This is a genomic window from Bacillus sp. FSL R5-0585 (assembly GCF_038004545.1).
GTDB lineage: Bacteria > Bacillota > Bacilli > Bacillales > Bacillaceae_G > Bacillus_A > Bacillus_A cereus.
In genome coordinates, this window is sequence record NZ_JBBORJ010000001.1 from 1,920,180 (window position 1) to 1,941,590 (window position 21,411).

The following is a 21,411-nucleotide window of genomic DNA, read 5'->3' on the forward strand; positions in this document are numbered from 1 at the left end:
CTTTATTTGCAGTTATTGGGCTGCCCTTTTTGTTCATAGCGTTGCATCTTTTGCACTCTCTACTTTTCGGTTAATGAAAGGGATGTTTCTTTTATCCCTTCAAATTCATTTAATAGGTACTTAGCTATCTTTTCAACTGCGGGGAAGTCTACTATTTCCTCATGTGATCCAGGGACAGAATACTTATTTACTCTTCCTTTTAATAAAGGTCCCCAATCTGTAAACAACTCTTTTCCTTCCTCAGCACTAAAATAGAGAACTTCTCCAGTGTATGATATTAAATCATGATCTGCCATTATGTTCAGGCATTTCCTATGAGCATTGATAACTTGCTTCAAATTCATAAGATCTGCATCAGGCGGGAGTACTCCTTCCATAATTAATCGCTCTACAAGCATATCTTGTTCATGGAAGAGGCCTTCCCCCTGCTCAGTAAAACCTCTAGAAATGAAATGCTCATATATATATGAGAGCATATCCTCCGTTGTTTTATAGTCCTGCTCTGAAGGTACTTTAGTATCCATTAGTATCAACAACTCAACTTCCTCACCTTGATTCTTTAGTACAGTTGCGATTTTATAAGCAATCGCACCGCCTAAAGACCATCCTCCAAGACGATATGGACCTTCTGGCTGAACACGTTTGATTTCTTCAATGTAAAGTTGAATTACTTCCGGCAAGGTCAATTCATCAATTTCTCCCTTTTCTATAAGAGGATTCTGTAAACCATAAAATGAACAATGGTTCTTAAGTAATCTTGCTAGTTGAATGTAACAGAATACATTCCCCATAAACGGATGAACACAGAAGAAAGGGCTTTTTTCTGATTCTTGTAGTGGAACTAGCGCTGCTACTGATTTCGTCATATCATGCTTATCACGAATAAGGCATGCGATTCCTTCCAATGTTGGATTCTTAATCAATGTTGAAACCTTAATCTCTTTTCCAAACTTCTCCCTAATTTTTGAAACTAATTTAATTACAAGGAGAGAGTGTCCTCCTCTATTAAAGAAATCATCATTTACATAGACATCTTCTATCTGTAACACATCCTGCCAGATTTTAATCAACTGATATTCAATTTCATCCCTTGGAATGATTGGTGTAGAGAAGTTATTTTCTCTATGAATAGTTAAATTGTTCAATGCCTTTCGATCAACTTTGCCATTTGTTGTAAGAGGAATCTCGTCTACCTTAATAAAGTGTGCGGGAACCATATAATTTGGTACTTGTGTCTTGAGATACTCACGCCACTCATGCATACTACCATCTCCAACTACATAAGCAACCAATCTCTGCTCTCCTAATTTATCCTCTGTTACCAAAACTACTGCTTCTTTTACCAGTGGATGCCTCTCTATACTCGCTTCAATCTCTTCAAGCTCAATACGAAAGCCCCTAATTTTTACTTGATTATCAATTCTTCTCAAGTAATCTAAATTACCATCAGGTAAATAACGAACCAAATCTCCCGTACGATATAAACGCTCTTCTTCATTAAATGGATGACGGATGAATCGCTCTGCTGTTAATTCTGGGCGATTCAAGTATCCTCTCGCTATACCTGCACCCCCAATGTATAGCTCACCTGTTACACCAACTGGAACAGGTAACAAATTTTTATCCAATACATAAGTTTGAACGTTCGGCAACGGACGTCCAATTGTTACTCTCTTACTATCTTTTTTGATATGATAGCATGTTGCATCAACCGTACATTCTGTAGGACCGTATACGTTATAAAAATCAATTTTTTCGGTCTCTACTAGCTGTTCCCATAATGACGGCATGATTGCTTCACCACCGACTAATATCTTACTTGGTACATGAACATCAGCACTTATTTCTAGCAATCCTCCATCTATTAGTAATTGAAGTAATGAAGGTGTCATATCAAACATTTCCAATTTATTCTCCCTAATATAGGACACAAATTGTTCTGGATTAGTGCGAACTTCACTTGGAATAATATATAAACTTGAACCATAAAGCAGCATTTGTAATTGCTGAATAGATACATCAAAGGCAATTGATGCATTCAAACCAACGCGCATATTACTAGGTATCTCATGTGAGAAAACTTCTTTTTGTAAACCATATGATAGGTTTATTACAGAATGATGCTGTACTAAAGCCCCCTTTGGATTCCCTGTCGAACCAGAAGTGTAGATAACATACGCTAAGTTTTCCCCTGTTACCTCACATATTGGTGAAAGTTTGCTTTCTTGAGAAAGCATCGCTTGGTCCCTATCTAGGCAAACTGTCTTAATGTCTTTAGGTATCCAGCCTAGTAATACTTCATTTGTAACTAACACTTTAATTCCTGTGTCTTCTAAAATATATTGTAGGCGGCTTTCCGGATTCGATGGATCTAATGGAACATAGGCTGCTCCAGCCTTCCAAATTCCCATGAGACCAACAACCATCTCAACTGAACGCTCAAAGCAAAGGCCAACTAATGACTCTGTCCCAATTCCACATTTCTGTAAATGATGGGCTAATTGATTAGCTCTTTCATTCAGCTCTCGATATGTTAGTTGCTGTTTTTCATCTACCACTGCCAACGCGTCAGGCGTACGATTTACTTGCTCTTCGAATAGTTGATGGATTGCATTCTCACGTGGATAGGATATAGTATTATTATTCCATTCTTCCAATAGCTTTCTTTGTTCAGCTTCCGTAATATATACTAGCTCTGATAGATTTTGATCAATGTTTTTGAGCATTTGCATTAACACTTGGTGTAAATGACCCAGCATTCGTTCAATGGTTACTCTATTAAACTTACTACGGTCATACATTAACTTTAACGATAACTGGATTCCTGGAACTACAGCTAACCCTAATGGGTAGTGGGTTTGTTCTACCCCTTCCAATTCACCAATTTCCAGATTTTCTGAAGACTCCTCTTTCACTGGATAATTTTCAAACACATATAAACTATTGAACAGCGGTATTCCTCTAGGAACTTCACTCCACCCCTGAATCTCTATCAAAGAAGCATACTCATATTGTCTTCTTTCTATCTCTTCCTCTTGTATCTTCTGTAACCAATCTATTAATTTTATATCATCCACCAATTGAATTCGCGTCGGTGACGTTGTAATGAAAGGACCTACGATGTTTTCAACATCAATAATCTCCGTAGAACGCCCTGAGCTTGTTACACCAAAAACAATGTCATTTTCTCCACTATATCGGCTCATGAGATATGCCCATGCACCTTGAATTACTGTACTCAAAGTAAGTTTATTGCGTTTCGCCCATCCTTGTAACGCTTGAGTCTGCTCTTCTGATAAATACGTAACCTTCTCTGTGTAACCTTTTTCTTCCTCTTTACTTTCTAAGCCCAGCAAAGTTGGCGCAGTAAAACCTTTTAGCTTCTCTCTCCAGAATTGTTCCGCCTGCTCCTTATCTTGCTCTCTTAACCATTGGATATATTTCTTATATGGTGAGGACTTAGGTAACTTCACAGCTTCTCCATTCATTCTCTTCTGATAGACTGTAAGTAATTCATTAAATACTAATGGTAAACTCCATCCATCCAGTAAAATATGGTGATGGGTCCAAACAATCCGACATTCTTCCTCACCTTCTTGAATGACTGTTACCCGCATCAATGGTGCTTCATCAAATTGGAAGGCTTGTTTTCGATCTAATGCCAAAAAGACTTTTCTTTTTTCCTCTATCTCTTCACTTGTCATTGTACGCCAGTCTTCTTTGTTCACTTTAAATGGGATATTTTCATACACCACTTGTACAGGTTCTTCAATTTCGTCCCATACAAATGCTGTACGAAAAATTTCATGCCGCTGAATTACAGATTTCCACGCCTGCTCAAATGTAGGAATATTCATTTTTCCTCGAATCATAAAACTCAATTGCACTATATACGGTGCAACATGTTCATCCCCTTGGTCATGCAATGTGTGGAAAATCATACCTTCTTGCAAAGGTGATAGTGGATATAAATCAGTAATCTGATTGTTCTTTCCGCGATGCATTTTGTTTAGTACATTTGTCAAACCTTCTTGGCTAAGATTAGCCATTGCAAAATCCGAAATGGTCAGTGCAGATTCTCTATCTGAAAATTGAATCAATGTACTCAGTTGATATAGCATATTCTGTGCAATACTTTGAATCGTTGATTTGGCAAATTGTCCAACATTGTATACCCAAGTGAACTGAAGTTTTCCATCCGTTACAACCCCAATTACATCAATTACATGCGATCGCTTGGAACCGGCTGCATGATCTAAACGCTTAAATTCGTTCTCCGGAATAAACATTGCATCGCTAGAAAACATTTGGTCAAATTGTCCAAGATAGTTAAAACTAATAGACGGTGTATATTGGGAGCTTAATTGCTCACACATTGTTGCGTTCATGTAACGCAACACCCCATAATCAACACCCTTATTAGGAATTTTGCGAACTTGTTCTTTAACTACTTTTAATGCTGCAATTGGCGTATGAGCACTAGTAATATTTAAATGAACTGGGTAAATACTTGTAAACCATCCCACAGTTCTCGATAAATCAACATCTTCAATAATCTCTTCTCGACCATGTCCCTCTAAATCTACGCTCAATATCGGCTGCCCCATACATGCTGCCGTAGCTTGTACTAATGCTGCTAATAATACTTCATTGATTTGGACACGGTGAGTGCTTAAAGTCTCTTGCAATAACATACGGGTCTCATTCTCATTTAACACCACAGTAATTTCCTCAGTTACTGCGCTTACTGGATTACTTATAGTACCATCTACCGGCAATTTAACTACGTCTTGTTCAGCCTGCTCCTCCCAGTAATGTAGCACTTCTTTTGATAGTCCAGTTTCAGCGTAATGATGTAATTTCTCCGACCATTCTTTAAAAGATGTACTCTTCATAGGTAATTGAATTTTCTGCCCTTGGACTACTTGCGTATATGCTGTTTGCAAATCTTCCAATAAAATTCGCCAAGAAACACCATCCACGGCTAAATGATGAATTGTCCAAAATAATCGGCCAGCGTGCTCACCTTCATCAAAATACACCATTCTCATTAGCGGACCATCATGTAAATTCAAACTTTCTTGTGCAACATTAATCTCTTTTTGAATAACCTGATGCCAATCAGCTTCCGGCACTTCGTCTAATGAAATGACAGTAAGCATCAATTGTTCTTCTATTCCTTCATTCCACTGTTTCCAAACCCCATTAGGCAAACGTTCATATCTTAAACGCAGAGCATCATGATGAAGTAGAAGGTTACCTGCCGCCTTTTCCAGTGATCCTATGTCCAATTTCTCTTTCGTTCTAAAGAACATGGATTGATTCCAATGATGTGGGTTAGGATGATTTTGTGCAAAAAACCTTTGCTGAATAGGTGTAAGTATCGTCTCTCCAGTTATAATTCCCTGTTCAGCTTGTACACCTTGTTCTTCTTTGACTACTTGCGCCAACTCAGCAATCGTTTGGTGTTCAAATATTTGTTTTGGTGTCAATTGTAAACCAACTTGCTTCGCGCGCGAGACAATCTGAATGCTAAGAATTGAATCTCCACCAATTTCAAAGAAGTTATCATTCATACCAATACGTTTTGAACCTAGCACACGTTCCCAAATGATAGAAAGCTTATGTTCACGTTCATTTCTTGGGGCCACGTATCCTTCTTTTGTTCCTTGATAATCTGGTATAGGTAACGATTTCCGATCAACCTTTCTATTTATGGTTAGCGGTAATTCTTTCATTTCAACAAAGTAGGAAGGTATCATATGGATTGGCAGTTTTGTTTTAAGATAATCTCGCCATTCTTCTAAACTGCCTTCGCCCACTACATAAGCTACCAGCCTCTTATCTCCCGACTGATTTTCCCTAACCATTACAACTGCCTCTTTTACTAAGTAATGCTCCTGTAAGGTCGACTCAATCTCTCCAAGTTCAATTCGAAATCCTCTAATCTTCACTTGATTATCCATTCTTCCTAAGTAGTCTATATTACCATCAGGAAGATATCTCACAAGATCACCTGTTCTATATAACCTCTCGCCTTCTTTGAATGGATGAGAAATAAATCGTTCGGATGTTAGCTCTGGACGATTCAAGTACCCCTTTGCTAGACCTGCTCCTCCGATATAAAGTTCCCCCATCACACCAACTGGAACTGGCAACCTATTACTATCTAATACATAAGTTTGGACGTTAGGCAATGGACGCCCAATTGTTACTCTCTTACTATCTTTTTTAATATGATAGCATGTTGCATCAACCGTACATTCTGTAGGACCATATACATTATAAAACTGTATTTTATCAGTCTCTACTAGCTGTTCCCATAATGACGGCATAATCGCTTCGCCGCCAACCAATACCTTACTTGGAACATGAACACCATCGTACGTTTCTAACAATCCGGCATCTATAAGTAATTGAAGCATTGAAGGCGTTATATCAAAGATTGCTAACTTGTTCTCCCTAATATAAGCTACAAACTGTTCCGGATCACTTCGTACTTCATTCGGAATAATATACAAACTTGAACCATAAAGCAGCATTTGTAATTGCTGAATAGATGCATCAAAGGCAATTGACGCATTTAAACCGACATGCATGTTAGATGGTATCTCATGTTCGAAAACCTCTTTTTGTAAACCATGAGACAAGTTTATTACAGAATGATGCTGTATCAAGACACCCTTTGGATTCCCCGTCGATCCCGAAGTATAGATAACATACGCTAGGTTTTCTCCTGTTACTTCACATTTTGGTGAAAAAATGCTTTCTTTTGAAATCATTGCCTGATCCCTATCTAGACAAACTGCCTTGACTTCTTTGGGTATCCAACCTTCTAATGACTCATTCGTAACTAATACTTGAATTTTAGTGTCCACCAAAATATATCGTAGGCGACTTTCTGGATATGATGGGTCCAATGGAACATATGCTGCTCCAGCCTTCCAGATCCCCATAATACTAACAATCATCTCAACTGAACGCTCAAAGCAAATTCCAACTAATGATTCAGTCCCAATCCCACATTGCTGAAGATAGTGGGCCAATTGATTAGCTTTTTCATTCAGCTCTCGATATGTTAACTGCTGTTTTTCATCTACCACTGCTACCGCATCAGGTGTACGATTTACTTGCTCTTCAAACAGCTGATGAATCGTACTTTCCTGTGGATATGCTACAGCACCATTATTCCACTCTTCCAACTGTTTTTGCTGTAATCCTGATAATATAGGCAACTTAGCTAATGATTTATCAGGATTCTCCACGATTACATTCAACCAGTTCCCAAAATGTTCAGCCATGGATTCAATAGTTAAGCTGTCAAATAAATCAGTTCTATAAACAAAAGTAAGTAATAAACCCTCTTCCACTTCTGCAGCAGTTAAACTTAAATCAAACTTAGCGATCGGAGCATTACTTTCCATTACTTCTATATTTCTTCCATGTAGTTCTGGTAGCTTCTGTCCTGTATTTTGCAAAGTAAACATGGTTTGGAAAATCGGAGAATGACTTGTATTTCGTTCAGGTTGGATAACCTCTACAATTTTCTCAAACGGAACATCTTGATACTCATACGCCTTCAATGCTTTTATCCGTACTTGAGATAACAACTCTTGAAATGCCGGTGCATTACTTAAATCAGCTCGATAAACCAAGGTGTTGACAAAGAAACCAATTAGCCCCTCAATTTCTCGATAATTTCGATTTGCAATTGGGCTGCCAACAATAATATCCGTTTGTCCCGTATAACGAGCAAGGAAACTTTGATACGATGCCAATAAGGTCATGAAAAGTGTGGCCCCTTCTTGACGACTTAGTTCATTTAATTTATCCAGTAATGAGCGTGACAACAAAACATTATGAGTTAATCCATGGTGGGTTTGCACTGGCGGACGCGGACGATCCATTGGCAACATTAAGACTGGTAACTCACCAGATAATTCTTCCTTCCAATATGCAAGTTGTTGATATAGTACTTCATCTTTCAACCAGTCTCTTTGCCACTGAGCAAAATCGGCATATTGAACTGGTAGTGGTTCCAGCTCTGCTTGTTTTTCACCAATCGCATTCTCATAAAATGCCATCCATTCTTGAAGCAAGATTTCCATCGACCACCCATCCGAGATAATATGATGCATATTACACAGAAGAATCCATTCTTCTTCTGAAATTCTTATGAGTTTCCCACGGAATAATGGCCCTTGTTCTAAATCAAATGGAGATTCGACTTCAGTTTGAATCCATTGCTCCAACTTTCTTTCTCGCTCCTCTAATAAAAGCTTAGTTAAGTCCATTTGTAGAAGCGGACGGAAAACGTACGGTTGAATCTGCTGCACAGGATGGCCATCCTCTTCATAAAATACAGTCCGCAAAGATTCATGACGCTCTATCAACTGATTCCATCCCAACTCCAATGCCTCAGGTAACCAATTCCCTGTAAGACGGCATGCCATTGGCATATTATAAAGTGCACTATTAGGTGCAAATTGATCAATAAACCATAAGCGCTGTTGGGCATAAGACAGTGGAATATTTCCCCCTCGTTCCATCGGCATCAATGGTGGAATTTCTCGTTTTTCACTCCCCTTACGTAACTGATCTATTCGTTTCGATAATGCCTCGACCGTTGAATATTCGAACAGTTCACGTACTGGCAATTTGATTTGAAAGACTTCCTGTAAGCGTGAGACCACTTGTGTAGCAAGTAGAGAGTGACCACCGAGCTCAAAGAATGAATCCTGAACATCAATGTCTCTTATTCCTAGCACTTGACTCCACACTGAAGCAATAAGTTCTTCCAGCGGAGTTCTTGGGTATACAGTATTTTCAGCGGATTGTTCACTAAGTACAGGCAATGCCTTCAAATCAAGCTTTCCATTCGGTGTAAGTGGTAAAAATTCCATCTCAATAAAGTTTGTTGGAACCATGTAATTAGGTAAATGTGTTTGTAGATGTTCTCGCCATTCATGGACACTTCCTTCACCAACTACATAAGCTACTAATCTCTTATCACCTTGATTATCCTCTCGCGCCAATACAACAGCTTCTTTCACAGAAGAATGCGCCTGCAAAACAGCTTCTATTTCTCCCAATTCAATCCGGAAACCACGAATTTTTACTTGGTCATCTATACGTCCATGGAACTGGAGATTACCATCAGAAAGATAACTTGCTTTGTCTCCTGTATAATAGAGACGTTCTCCTGACTTGAAAGGATGTGGAATAAATTTTTCCTTTGTAAGATCCGGACGATTAGCATATCCACGTGCAAGACTCTTCCCTCCGATATAGAGATCTCCAATTACACCAATTGGTACTAGCTGAAGATGAGAATCTAACACATAAACTTCTGTATTCGCAATCGGTCGGCCAATCGATGGCGTACCTGTTGTCACTCCTACAGGTACATAACAATCTGTGGTAACAACGGTATTTTCCGATGGACCATACTGATTAATTACCGCAAAAGGAATATCGTTAGATGGATACTGCGTTAATTGATCCCCACCAGTAATGATAAAACGAAGATCCGTTTTATCTGGCCAAGATAATTTCAAGAGTCTTTCCAGAATAGGCGTAGGTGCAAAGCTAGCTGTTATTCGTGAATCAATGAGCCAGTCCCTTAGTGCTTCTGGATTAATTCTCAGTTCCTCTGTTGACAAGTAGAGTGCTGCGCCAGCAGTTAGATACGGCCAGATCTCCTGGACAGCCGAATCAAAAGCAACCCCTGCAATTTGAGTCGCACGATCCTCTGCTGAAATATGATAAACTTCCTGATGCCAAGAAACCATATTCATTAATGAGCGATATTCAACCATTACACCCTTCGGTTTTCCTGTAGAACCAGAGGTATAAACAATATAGGCTAAGTTCTCTGGATTTATTTGACGTGTAGGTGCGATTACGCTTTCCACCGTCAATTCTTCTAACCTCACCATTTCGACGTGTGCGAAATGTCCTTCTTGTCCTTCCGCCGTCACTACAAATTGAATTCCTGCATCTTCAATCATGTATTCTAACCTTGATTTTGGATACAACGGATCTAAAACGACATAAGCTCCACCAGCTTTTAAAATGCCTAGTAAACTTACCATCAGCTCAGCTGATCTCGGAAAATAAACCCCTACCACTGACTCTGGGGCTACTCCCTTTCGCTGTAAAACATTTGCCAACTGATTTGCTTGTGTATCCAATTCACCATAAGTCCACTGTTTTGTTTGATCAACTATCGCAATCGCATCAGGACGCCTTGCTACTTGCTCCTCAAATTTGTCGCAAATAAGACCCTGATGAGACATTTCTATTACAGTGTCATTCCATGTTTCTAATAACAAAGTACGCTCGGGTTCTGATAGCATGCTCAGGTCATGCAACGGATTTTGTGGGCGATGAGAAACTTCATGTAGCCATTTCTCAAAGTGTCCTGCCATCCGTTCAATAGTAGTAGCATTGAATAAATCCTTATTGTACTCAAAAGTAAAAAGTAATCCCTCTTCCGTCTCAACTGCCATTACACTTAAATCAAACTTTGCAATTGGACTATGGCTTTCTATCATTTCAATACTTCTACTAGATAACACCGGTAACTCTTGTTTCATATTTTGCAAGATGAACATAGTCTGGAAGATTGGCGAATGACTTGTACTTCGCTCCGGTTGCACAACTTCTACAATTTTTTCAAATGGAATATCTTGATATTCATACGCCTTCAATGCCTTTTGACGAACCTGATACAGTACATCTTGAAATGTCGGTCTACCACTCAAATTAGCTCGATAAACCAGCGTGTTAACGAAGAAACCAATTAGTCCTTCAATTTCTCTATAATTCCGATTCGCAATTGGGCTTCCGACCAGAATATCTTCTTGTCCCGTATAACGAGATAGAAAACTTTGATATGCAGCTAAAAGCGTCATGAAGAGCGTAGCCCCTTCTTTTCGACTAAGTTCATTCAATTTATCATGTAGCGTGCTTGGCAGAACCATAGTGTATGTCGACCCGTGATAAGTTTGTATTGCGGGACGCGGGCGATCCACAGGAAGTTGGAGTACAGGAAGCTCCCCAGACAATTCTTCCCTCCAATATTGGAGTTGTTGATCAAGCACCTCCTCCTTTAGCCATCCTTTTTGCCACTGAGCAAAGTCGGCATATTGAACCGGTAATGGTTCAAGTTCCGCTATCTTTCCATCCGTTGCTTTCTCATAAAATGCCATCCATTCTTCAAGTAGGATTCCCATTGACCATCCATCTGAAATGATATGATGTAGAGTACAAAGGAGTATCCATTCTTCCTCTCCCACGTGCAAAATACTTGTCCTGATTAATGGACCCTCTGTTAAATCAAATGGTACTTCTGTTTCTTGTTGAATTAAACGTTTAACTTCTTCTTCTCGGTCTTCAGAAGAAAGCATAGTTAAATCCGTTTTCGGAATTGATTGAAAAGCATACGGTTCAATTTGCTGTACGGGTTGACCATTCACCTCTTGAAAGACCGTCCGCAGTGATTCATGACGTTCTATTAGTTGATTCCATCCCGTTTCCAATGCTTCAAGTAGCCAATTCCCTGTAAGACGGCATACCATTGGCATATTGTAAAGGGCACTATTAGGTGTAAATTGATCAATAAACCATAAACGTTGTTGGGCATAAGATAGTGGAATAGCTTCTCCTCGTTTCATTGGTATTAGTGGCGGAATCTCTCGTTTTTTATCTCCTTTACGTAACTGTTCTAATCGCTTTGCCAGTGACTCCACCGTTGTATATTCAAATAGTTCACGTACTGGTAATTCGATTTGAAAAATTCTCTGTAAACGTGACACTACTTGAGTAGCTAGTAGTGAATGACCACCGATTTCAAAAAAGGAATCCTGAACACTAATATTTTTTATTCCTAACACTTGGCTCCAAACGGAAACGATGAGCTCCTCCACTGGTGTTCGTGATGAAGTAATATCTTCACTTATGAACTGTTCTTCTAATTCCAATAATGCTTTCCGATTCACTTTACCATTTGGAGTGAGTGGCATACCTTCAATTTGGAAAAAGTATGCCGGAACCATATAATGTGGTAATTGCTTCTTGAGATATTCACGCCATTCTCCAGCATCCCCTTCACCCACTACATAAGCTACTAACTGCTTATCTCCTGGTCGTTCTTCCTTCACCAACACGACTGCCTCTTTTACAGATGAGTGATCATGTAAAGCTGCTTCAATTTCTCCCAATTCAATTCGGAATCCTCTAATTTTAACTTGGTTATCTATTCTTCCAATATATTCTAAGTTACGATCATTCATATATCTCACCAAGTCACCCGTTCGATATAATCGTTCCCCGTCCTTAAAAGGATGCGGAATAAAACGTTCAGTAGTTAAATCCGGTCGATTGAAGTAGCCACGTGCCAATCCTACTCCTCCAAGGTAAAGTTCCCCTGCCACACCAATCGGGACCACTTGTTGATATTGATCTAACACATACAACTCTGTATTATCAATTGGACGACCAATCGGAATAATCATTGCTTCTTTTTCTAAATCACAATCGTAATAAGTCACATCCACAGTCGCTTCAGTAGGACCATACAAGTTAATTAACTTTGTTTGCTGAACATTGTAAAAGATCCCCTTAAACCGGCGAACATGCTCAGTGTTTAACGCTTCTCCACTAGTAAAAACTTGAATTAAAGACGATACATCCCTTTTCGAATTATATAGTTCCATATAATCTAAGAAAGTAGATAACATCGACGGAACAAAGTGTATGGTGGACACGCGATATCGTTCAATATACTCCTCAATCACCGCAGGATCTTTCTCTCCTCCTGGTGGAAGTAAACAAACACGTGCTCCTACAAATGACCACCAAAATAATTCCCATACAGAAACATCAAATGAAAACGGTGTCTTTTGTAGGATTGTATCCTCCTCGGACAATGGGTATTTTTTCTGCATCCACTGTAGGCGGTTGATAACGGAATGATGTTCAATCATTACCCCCTTTGGATTTCCCGTCGAACCCGAAGTGTATATAATATAGGCTAAGTTATTTGCTGTTACTCCACTTACCGGAGCTAAATTACTCTCTTTAGAAATCATCACTTGATCCCGGTCTAAACAAATTGCTTGAATATCTTTAGGTAACCAGTCCTGTAGTGCCTCTTTTGTTAACAGCACTTGAATTTGTGAATTCTCCAAAATATATCTCAGGCGGTTTTCAGGATAACTTGGGTCCAGTGGGACATAAGCCCCACCTGCCTTCAAAATCCCAAAGAGACCGATAATCATATCAGGAGAACGTTCAATACATATACCAACCAATGATTCAGGTCCGATACCTCGTTTTTGTAGAAAATGTGCCAATTGATTCGATTTTTCATTTAGTTCTTGATACGTTAGCTTTCCACCCTCATAAACTACCGCCACTGCGTCAGGTGTCCGTGCAACTTGCTGCTCAAATAGCTCATGAATCATACAATCATGACCATAAACTACGTCCGTATCATTCCATTCTTCTAGGAGTTGTTTTTGCTCAGTATCCGATAACATTGACAGCTTTGTATATGATTCATCTGGATGATACGTGATTTCATTTAGCCAGTTCTCAAAATGTCCTGCCATACGTGCAATGGTACTACTATCAAATAAATCCGTGTTGTATTCAAATGAGACGAATAGACCTTCTTCCACTTCGTAGGCAGTTAAGCTCAAATCAAATTTAGCAATAGACATATTACTTTCTACCATTTCAATACTTCTATCAGGCAAATCTAGTCGTTCTTGTTTTATATTCTGTAGCGTAAACATGGTCTGAAATATAGGGGAATGACTCATGCTTCGTTCAGGTTGCACAGCTTCTACCACTTTTTCAAATGGTATATCTTGATATTCGTAAGCTTTTAACGCCTTTTTCTTTGTTTGGTTCAAAATCTCCCGAAAAGTAGGGGTGCCACTCAAATCTGATCGATAAACCAACGTATTAACAAAGAAACCAATTAATCCTTCTACTCCCTTATGGTTCCGATTTGCAATCGGGCTACCAACTAGAATATCTTTTTGTCCCGTATAACGAGCAAGAAAGCTCTGGTATGCGGCCATTAAAGTCATAAATAAAGTGGACCCTTCTTGTCGACTTATATCCTTCAATTGACTGAGCAATTTATAAGGAAAAATCACATGATGCGCAGCCCCAGAGTAAGTCTGCTTAACCGGTCGAGGTCGATCCACTGGCAGTTGTAAGATAGGAAGCTCACCAGACAATTCTTCCTGCCAATACGTAAGCTGACGATTTAGCACATCACCTTGTAACCACCCCTTTTGCCACTTCGCAAAGTCTGCATATTGAATAGATAATGAACTTAATTTAGCAGGATTTCCGCCCGTTTCTTCTTCATAGAAAGCAAGGCATTCATTCATGAATATACCAATGGACCAAGCATCAGAAATAATATGATGCATCGTACACAGTAATAACCATTCATCCTTCTCTAATTGAACAAGCTGATTACGAATTAAAGGACCATTCATTAAATCAAATGGTTCTTGCGCTTCTCTCGCAATTAAACTATCTACCTCTTTTTCTTTTACTTCTAGAGGAAGTTGAGAGTAATCCCTTACAGGTAATGCTCTAGGAAGGAATTCGACAATTTGTTGCACAGGCTGTTCTCCTATTTCTTTAAAAACAGTTCGTAATGATTCATGACGTTCAATGAGTCGATTGAATCCCTTCTCTAATGCTTCAGGTATCCAATTTCCTTTTAGATGCCATACTGTTGGAATATTATATAAAGAACTGTTTGGGTTAAATCTGTCCATAAACCACAAACGTTGTTGTGCATAAGACAACGGGAGTGCTTCTTTATTCTCCTTTTTTTGCATTTGCTTCTGAAGCCATGCTCTCTTCTCAGGAGAAAGTGAACTCAGCTTTGCAAGTAAATCACTTCTCATTTTTTTACCCCTTCCTCAATCAAATTACTCTCAAATATCCCTTGTGCTTCTTCCTCTGATAACTCTTCTAATTGCTTAAGCAGTTCCAGTAATTCTTCATCATTACTGACTTCTGCTTCTTTTTGAATATAATCTTGAAGGCTTATATTCTCCTTACTATCATTCTGCATTTCTTGATTTTTGTTATCGAGCAATTGATCAATCTGTTCTGCCAATTGCTGCACCGTATGAAACATAAATAAATCATGCAATGGTATCTCGATTCCAAAAGCCTCTTTAAGATTGGAAACAGCTTGCATAGCAAGTAATGAATGTCCACCAATTTCAAAAAACGAATCTTGAATTCCGATGTTTTCCATACCTAAAACTTCATGCCATATCGAAACAATTGTTTTTTCCGTAGACGTACGAGGAGCAATATAACAACTTGCTATCTCCTGCTTCTCTGGTGCTGGTAAAGCCTTCCTATCAATTTTCCCATTAGGAGTAAGTGGAAATGCATTTAATCCAACAAAATAGGATGGAATCATATAGTTTGGTAGTTGTTCCTTGAGATAATCACGCCACTTTTGAGCATCCCCGTCTCCTACAACATAGGCAATCAAACGTGGATCGCCAGGATAATCTTCCCGCACCATCACAATAGCTTCGTTAACTAATGTATGCTTTTGTAATACCGCTTCGATTTCTCCTAGTTCAATCCGGAACCCACGAATTTTCACCTGATGATCAATTCGTCCAACATACTCCAAATTTCCATCCGGCAAATACCTTACTAGATCTCCAGTCCGGTATACTCGCTCGTCTTCTTTAAACGGATGCGTTATAAATCGATTTTTCGTTAAGTCAGGGCGTTTTAAATATCCACGTGCTAACCCTGATCCACCAATGTACAACTCACCAACTACACCAATTGGAACCATTTTTTGTTCAGCACTCAATACATATACTTCTGTATTGAAGATTGGTTTACCAATTGGTGGTACCCTATGCATGACACCCTTTTCTAATTCCATATACGTGGAATACGTAGTATCTTCAGACGGTCCATATAAGTTGAACACCTTCTCAATCGTACTTCTCTCGTATAAATCTTGAACAAGCGGATATGGTAACGGTTCTCCAGCCAAATTCATTACCTTTACTGAAGAAGGAATTGTTTTTGCTCGAACCAGTTCCTTTGCTGCCGATGGCACAGTATTAACCAAAGTCACACCTTTGGTAGACAACTTGTCTAGATGTAGAGCATTTTCAGCGACAATCACCTTACCACCCATCGTTAAGGGAACAAATACTTCAAAAACGGATAAATCAAAAGATAGTGAAGTTGAAGCTAATACTCCCGCTAATTCCTTTCGAGAATACGTATGATGTGCCCAATGAATCATTGTTACTGTATTTCTGTGCTCAATCATTACTCCCTTTGGATTTCCCGTGGAACCTGAAGTATAGATAATATAAGCTAAGTTATCACCCGTCGCTTCACTCGTGCATACCGTAGTAACTTCTTGTTCTATTTCTGCTCGATTACGATCAATACAAATGACGTTGACGAATGTAGGTATAACCATTTTTTGTTGTAACTTTTCCTGTGTCACCAGTACCTTTATTTGAGCATCTTCTAAAATGTACTGCAGTCGACTTTCCGGATACGCTGGATCAATTGGGACATATGCTCCTCCCGCCTTCATAATTCCTAAGAGACCGACAATCATCTCGGCTGAACGTGTAACGCAAATCCCAACTAATGATTCGCATGTTACACCATTTTTTTGTAAATAATGTGCCAACTGATTCGAGCGTTCGTCCAACTCTCGATATGTTAGTTCTTCCTCTTCGCACACTACTGCAATTGCTTCTGGTGTTTTTTCCACTTGTTCTTCAAACATTTTATGAATCGTACTATCTTCTATATCTATAACGGCTGATTCATTCCAGTCCTCTAGTAGTTGCTTATATTCTACTTTTGATAACATATTCAGTTCTGATAGTATACATTTTGGATGAGAGACAATTTGATTTAACCAATGTTTAAAATGACTTGCCATACGTTCAATGGTTGTATCATTAAACAAATCAGTATTATATTCAAAGGTTAGTGATAATCCTTCTTCCGTCTCAGAAGCAAATAAACTCAAATCAAATTTGGCAACAGAAGCATGGCTTTCCATGAGTTCCATTTGTCTTTCAGATAACTGAAGAAATTCTTGTTTCATATTCTGTAAAGTAAACATAGTTTGAAATATTGGTGAATGACTTGTATTCCGTTCAGGTTTTACGGATTCTACCACTTTCTCAAATGGGATGTCCTGATACTCGAATGCTTTTAGCGCTTTTTTTCTTACCTGCGACAATAGTTCTTGGAACGTCGGATTTCCACTGAAATCAGCTCGATAAACTAACGTATTTGCAAAGAATCCTATTAATCCCTCAATCTCTTTCACATTTCGATTAGCGATTGGGCTTCCAACTATAATGTCGTCCTGTCCTGTATAACGAGAAAGGAAGCTTTGATACGCTGCCATCAATGTCATAAATAAAGTGCATCCTTCTTGCAAACTTAAATCTTTGAGCTTTTCCTGTAAGGAATTCGCCACTATTAAGGACTGACTTGCACCACGATGGGTTTGAACTGCAGGTCGAGGACGATCCATCGGTAATTGTAAAACCGGTAGTTCCCCAGATAATTCTTCCTTCCAATATTGAAGATGCTGATTCAAACTCTCCTCTTTTTGCCATTCCTTCTGCCACATAACAAAATCTGCATATTGGATAGATAACTCCTTCAATTCCACTGGTTTTCCGGTTAGTGCTCCTTCATAAAAAGCCATCCATTCTTCAAGTAAGATTCCCATTGACCATCCATCTGAAATAATATGATGCATCGTACAAATGAGAACCCATTCTTCCCTGTCCACTTTCAATATTCGTGTTCGAATTAGAGGACCTTGTCCAAAATGAAATGGTTCCTCCGCCTCGTTTTGAATAAGGCGTTTCATTTCTCTTTCCCTATCTTCCAAAGAAAGATCTGTTAGATTCGTTTGAGGAATATGCCTGAACACATGAGATTGAACTTGTTGAAAAGGTTCACCCTCTTGTTCTAGAATTGTCGTCCTTAATGATTCATGACGCTCCAACAATTGATTCCATCCGACCTCCAATGCTTCAATTGACCATTTACCTGTTAAGCGACACGCTGCATGAATATTGTACATAGCACTATTTGGCATTAATTGATCAATAAACCATAGACGTTTCTGCGCATAGGAAAGTGGGATAACTTCTTCTCGTTTCATAGGTACAAGAGGAGCAACCTCTCGTTTTTTATCTTCTTTTCGTAACTGATCCACTCGTTTCGCCAATGCTTCCACTGTATCGTGCTTGAAAAGTTCACGTAATGGAATTTTAATTTGGAACATTTCTTGCAATCGAGAGACAATTTGAGTAGCAAGTAGTGAGTGCCCACCACGTTCAAAGAAGGAATCCTGAATGCCAATATTTTCTGTTCCTAACACTTGACTCCAAACCGAGGCAATAAGCTCTTCCGATGGCGTCCGAGGTAGCACATTTAAATCTTCAATAGCTTGCTCATCAGGTGCTGGCAAGGCCTTTCGGTCAATTTTCCCATTTGGAGTAAGCGGGAAGTGTTCTAACTCTATAAAGTGCGCTGGAATCATATGATTCGGTAATTGTTTTTGTAAATACTCTCTCCACTCCTCAGTATTTCCATCGCTTATTACATATGCAACCAATCGTTGATCACCTGGACGATCTTCTCTAACTAATACGACAGCCTCTTTAATAAACGAACATTTTTCTAAAGTCGCTTCAATTTCTCCTAATTCAATCCTAAAACCACGCATTTTGACTTGGTGGTCCATTCTACCTATAAATTCTAAATTTCCATCAGTTAAATATCTTACTGAATCTCCTGTTCGATATAGTCGTTCCCCAAATCGATATGGATGCGAAACGAATTTTTCAGCAGTAAGATTTGGACGATTTAAGTATCCACGTGCTAAACCAGCACCACCAATATATAACTCACCCTCAATTCCTATTGATTGCAAGCGTTGATTTTGGTCTAATACATATAATTGCGTGTTCTGTATTGGCTGTCCAATAGAAACAAATTCTTGATTAGGCTGAATATCAAATGCATTCACATAAATAGTGGCTTCAGTTGGTCCATAAAAGTTGGTTAATTTCACTTGTCCACTATAATTCCATTTCTGTTGAAATCGTCTAACCAACCCTGAACTTAGTTCTTCTCCACCAGAAAATACATGGCGTACGGATGAACAATTCATGTTCAATTCAATATGATTGAAGTGGTCTAAAAAAACAGATAACATCGAAGGTACAAATTGAACTATAGTAACCTGATGTTGTTTAATCACTTCAGCTATAATAGAAGGATCTTTTTCTCCACCTGGAGGTAGGAAAGATACACTTGCACCAACGTGAATGCCCCAAAACAATTCCCAAACAGAGACATCAAATGAGAATGGCGTTTTCTGCAAGACCACATCCTTTTCAGAAAGCGGATATTTATGTTGCATCCATTCTAGATAATTAATTACTGAATGATGCTCAATCATTACTCCCTTTGGATTCCCTGTAGATCCTGAAGTATACATAACATACGCTAAATTTTCTCCTGTTACACCACTTATGCATGGGGTTGATTCTTCTTTTTCAATTGCAGTGTAATCTTTATTCATACAAATCGTTTCTATTTTTTCAGATACAAACAAATTTTTAGAATTTTCTTCCGTCACTAGTACTTCGATTCCAGCATCCTCTAATATATATCGAAGTCGACTTTCTGGATAAGTAGGGTCAAGTGGAACATACGCTGCTCCTGATTTTAGAATACCTAATAACGCTATCATCATTTGTAATGAACGTTCCATATATACCCCAACTAGAGACTCTGGGCCTACACCATGCTTTTGTAGATAATGAGCTAGCTGATTTGCACGCTTCTCCAACTCTTTATAGGTAATTTGTTCATTTTCGTAACTAGCCGCGATTGCTTCCGGTGTTTTTTTAACTTGCTCCTCAAACATCGTATGAATCATGCCTTTAGCCGAATAATTAAATTGAGTATGATTCCATTCCTCTAGTAACTGTATCTGTTCTTCTTCTGTTAAATGAGTAATTTCAAATAGTTTTGAATCTAGGCTCTTCGTCATCTGAATTAATATTTGCAATAAGTGATTCTGAATCAGATTTATTGTTTCTTCATTAAAATAGCTTCGATCATACATCAACTTTAAAGTAATTTTCTTACCGGGCATTACAATGAGTGTTAAAGGATAATTTGTTTGTTCCGTGCTTGTAACATCTAGTAATCTTAAATCATCATTTCTCTCACCTTGAATTGGATAATTTTCAAACACATACAAGGTATGAAATAAGGAGCTATTTCGCGGAACCTCACTCCAGCCTTGAATATCTATCAACGAATTATACTCATACTGTCTTCGTTCCATTTCTTTCATTTGTATTTTACGAAGCCAATCTACTACTGATGTATTATCCGTTAATCGGATTCTGGTAGGTAATGTGTTAATAAATAGCCCCACCATATTCTCTGCTCCCATTAAATCAGTAGGACGTCCAGCGCTAGTTACGCCAAATACGACGTCACTGTCACCGCTATACCTACTCATCAAATAAGCCCATGCACCTTGTACTAACGTATTCAACGTTAATCGACTATTTCGTACCCACTCTTGTAAATTCTCAGTAAGTTCCTCAGATACTTGATAAGCACACTCCCCATAACCCTTCTCTTGTCCTTGATCCTTTCTTTCCATCGCTAATGGAGTAGGTGCATAGAACCCTTTTAATTCTTCTTTCCAAAATTCCTCTGCTAGACTTTGATCTTGTTTATTTATCCACTGGATATATTTTTTATAAGGAAGAGATTTAGGAGGATTCAATAATTCTCCCTTTATCATCTTGAGATAAACTTCCATCACTTCACTAAAGACCAGTGACACACTCCATCCGTCTAGCAAAATATGATGATGTGTCCAGATAATTCTCGTTTCCTCTTTTGCTTCTTTAATCGCAGCGACTCTCATCAATGGTGCTTCATCCAATAAAAATCCTTTCCTACGATCTGCAGTCAAAAACTGTTGTAATTTCTCCTCCCTTTCCTCATGCGAATGGGCACTCCAATCCTCTTGATGAATAGTAAAAGGAAGACGTTCGTAAACTGCTTGTAGTGGCTTTTCTACTTCCTCCCATACAAATACTGAACGTAAAACCTCATGTCGATTAATAACATATTCCCAAGCCTTTTCAAAAGTATCACCATCCAATTGCCCCCCGAGCAAGAAACCTACTTGTACAATATAGGAAAAAGAATGTTCATCATCTTGATCGTATAAAGTATGAAACAGTATTCCTTTTTGCAAAGGTGATAAACCATATATATCAATAACGTCTCCCATTT

General features: G+C 38.7%; 2 protein-coding genes. Both read right to left on the reverse strand.

The features are described from left to right. Nucleotides 1-59: 59 nt before the first annotated feature. Nucleotides 60-14,942 (reverse strand): non-ribosomal peptide synthetase, encoded by a 14,883-nt coding sequence (locus MKY38_RS09905; RefSeq protein ID WP_341048857.1) that lies wholly within the window; start codon nucleotides 14,940-14,942, stop codon nucleotides 60-62. After that, nucleotides 14,939-21,409 carry an amino acid adenylation domain-containing protein gene (locus MKY38_RS09910; protein ID WP_341048859.1) on the reverse strand — a complete coding sequence of 2,157 codons (6,471 nt, stop codon included), beginning with the start codon at nucleotides 21,407-21,409 and terminating at the stop codon, nucleotides 14,939-14,941. Before MKY38_RS09910 ends, MKY38_RS09905 begins: the two co-directional genes overlap by 4 nt. Nucleotides 21,410-21,411 lie beyond the last annotated feature (2 nt).

Excerpts from the sequence above, each read along its gene's own strand:
- MKY38_RS09905 (WP_341048857.1), bottom strand. The coding sequence starts at position 14,942 with ATGAGAAGTGATTTACTTGCAAAGCTGAGTTCACTTTCTCCTGAGAAG.
- MKY38_RS09910 (WP_341048859.1), bottom strand. The coding sequence starts at position 21,409 with ATGGGAGACGTTATTGATATATATGGTTTATCACCTTTGCAAAAAGGA.